Here is a 2670-nt window from a genome sequence, read left to right as displayed (position 1 = left end):
GGGTGCGGCCATGGTGGCGGGGGGTGCGGCGGCGGCCGAGGTTGTGGTGGTGGTGGGTTTGTTGGCGGCCGAGGTTGTGGTGGCGGGTTTGTTGGCGGCCGAGGTTGCGGTGGTGGCGGGATTGTTGGCATCCGAGGTTGCGGTGGTGGTGGGATTGTTGGCATCCGAGGTTGCGGGGGCTTCCGTGGTTGCCGTGGCTTCCGTGGTTGCGGTTGCGGCGGCTGCGGGTTCGACATCTGGTTCGATGACGATATCGGGTTCGATGGCTGGGGGTATGCTGGCTGGGGGTTCGGCGGTTGCGCGGGTTGCTGCGCGTCCTGGGGGGCGTGCCGCTTGTGCTAAGTCCCACCAAGGACTCTGCTAAGCTGCGATCAGCCTCTCGCTGGTCATGGGCTTAAGGTCGCCTTCGGGTCATTCGCGACTGAGCCGGGCAGTGCTTGCGACCAATCGACGTCCGCTTCGGTCCCGATAGCGCCTGCTTTTGTGCAGAAGCAGCAAACGACGCGGGGGGCCAGGAGCAGAAGTCGGATCGCGTCGGATTGTGATAGCACCGAGGCGTAGAGTTTCAATCATTTTACGCACGCTGCGAGGCGCGCAAAGCCTCAACTGCTGCCCCGCGGCTGAACTACGGTGCTGGCAGCGGCGACGGAATCTTCTAACTGCCGCCGTCTCGCCGATGCTGAAGTGTACGGCCTTGCCTTGAATCCATGCGATGTCCGCCTCGTCGAGATAGATGGCCGACACTGCCAAATGTTTGCGTGATTAACGATGTGGCTTGGCTGTTCGGCCTGCCAGTGGTCTACGAGGTCGTGACCTGAGCTAACTGCACGGCGCCGAGTGTCAATGTGATCGCGACAGCGCCTAAGAAAGCATTACGAATCTGTGACATTCTGTCCCTCGCCCGATGGCGATTCGTCGCCATTTACGCAGCGCCCTTGGCCCGTCTTTTTCCCTAATTGCCGAAGGTTCACCATGCCTTCGTGAAGGTCGGAAAATGGTTTCATCCCGGCAGATTTTGTTTCGTCGCGCATCCGCACGTCTTGTTGACCATGGTCGATAAGACCGCGCGCGAATAACCCAGACCTCAGCCGAGTGACTCTGGCGCTGGTGCTCGAATGATCGTCTAACATCGGCACCCAAGCGGCGCGTGCGCTCCGCAGTTGTCTACGCGGCCGTTGATTTGCGCCACGACCACAACCAGATCAAACAAATTCGGGAAGAGTGCCGACAGGCCCACAGTGAAAGGATCAAAATGGCGGAATGCGTGCTCGACTCGACGCTTCGGCGCGGACGGCAACCGCAACTGCCGTAAAAAAGGCCCGCCAGCGTGAACCGGAGGGCCTTTGTTGTTACCGCTTCAGCCGTCGGCAATGCCGGGGGTCATTCTTAGAGGCGGAAGTAAACCCACGATGAGCTCTCAACGGCAGTGGAGTGGCGTATGCGTAAGGCTCCCTCGATCATCCCAACCGATCGGCTCGACCGGGACATGTACCTGGTGCTGGAGGATTTCAGCGGCGGCCCAGCGTGGCGGGAGACGGACGAAGACCAGACCGACTACCGGATCCTGATCAATGACCTCCTTAATGGCCAGTATGACCACCCCTTACGTCTCGTAGCCTTCAATCCGCTGGAGGGCTGGTCGCGCGATGCCACCGAGGATGTAGCCCGGGAGCTGGAGCGGTGGGTCGCCGAAGGGCACGAGGTCACCGATCCGGTGCGGGAGTTCATCGAGCGCTTCACCGGCCGGCCGATTGGCGTGCAATTGTTGCTGCCGCTGCGGGAGTTCTGAGACCCGCAATTCGGCTCTATTGCCGCACGCCTGCCTGTTTGTGAGAAACTCCCTTGACTTGCAAACTTGCCGGGTCAAAACCTGAAGGGGTGCCTAGCTTTGTCTCAAGGGAGAAGGGCGATGCGTCTCTGCAAATGTATCCTTGGGGGTGATCATTGCATGCGCCGCCAGCGATTGCTTCTATGATCCCTTGGCCTTGAATTGATCGAGCTGGGCGACCCTGCCTTGCGGAAAAATTGTGCCTTTCGGGCACCACTTGCCTCTCTTTTTTGGCCTCGTCCCTTCTAACCTCGCGACTCAGGTATGGGTGATGAACATGGCCGGTAAAGCGAGGTAGCGCGATGCTCCTTTTTTTTCTGCTCACGCCTTGGATCCTCCTCAAAGTCTTCACATCCGCTTCGCAGGCGCGCTGGCTCTGACCGTTTGGAGACGATTTGCGGTGGCGAAATCACGGAAAACACGGACGAGGATGCCCGGTCAAACCGACGTCCGATAGACCTCATCGACTCGCCAGCCTGCCAGCGATCCCAGATCTCAGACCGCTGAACCGCGGAATAATAGATGCGACGTCGCTGCTTCATGTACACACTCCATCTCTGCTAAAAGATTAGAGTGTTGCACCGACCGGTTGAGTCCACCCCCGATTGCGGCCAAGCTCCGCTTCTGCTGACATCTCCCCTCTGGCCAGAACGTAGCCGGAAGGATGCTGAACGCCCAATAATTGCGCTCCTCGACTGGTGCTACCTTGTGGTTGATCCGGTTCGCAGTCGACAAGCAGATCAACGCCGTCGCCATGCGACTAAGTGGTCGTTTGTGAAGAACGTTTCTGAGCACCGTTTTACGCAAGGTGTGGTTGCGATAGGTGGCGACAGAGTATCCAT

2 protein-coding genes are annotated in these 2670 nt (G+C 59.3%); both read left to right on the top strand.

The window, feature by feature from the left end; translation table 11 throughout:
• A partial coding sequence (locus Q2941_RS51230) for a hypothetical protein (RefSeq protein WP_458197492.1) occupies positions 1-364 on the top strand: 364 nt, incomplete at its 5' end.
• Between the two features lie 1074 nt (positions 365-1438).
• Positions 1439-1789, top strand: coding sequence for a hypothetical protein (locus Q2941_RS51225; RefSeq protein ID WP_458197491.1), 351 nt, complete (start codon positions 1439-1441; stop codon positions 1787-1789).
• Positions 1790-2670 lie beyond the last annotated feature (881 nt).

It is taken from the genome of Bradyrhizobium sp. UFLA05-153, assembly GCF_054185185.1.
The sequence above is the reverse complement of the archived record's forward strand: the minus strand, read 5'-3'. Positions and strand labels throughout refer to the sequence as shown.

Coding starts and splice junctions, on each gene's coding strand:
- Q2941_RS51225 (WP_458197491.1), top strand. CDS start 1,439: ATGCGTAAGGCTCCCTCGATCATCCCAACCGATCGGCTCGACCGGGAC.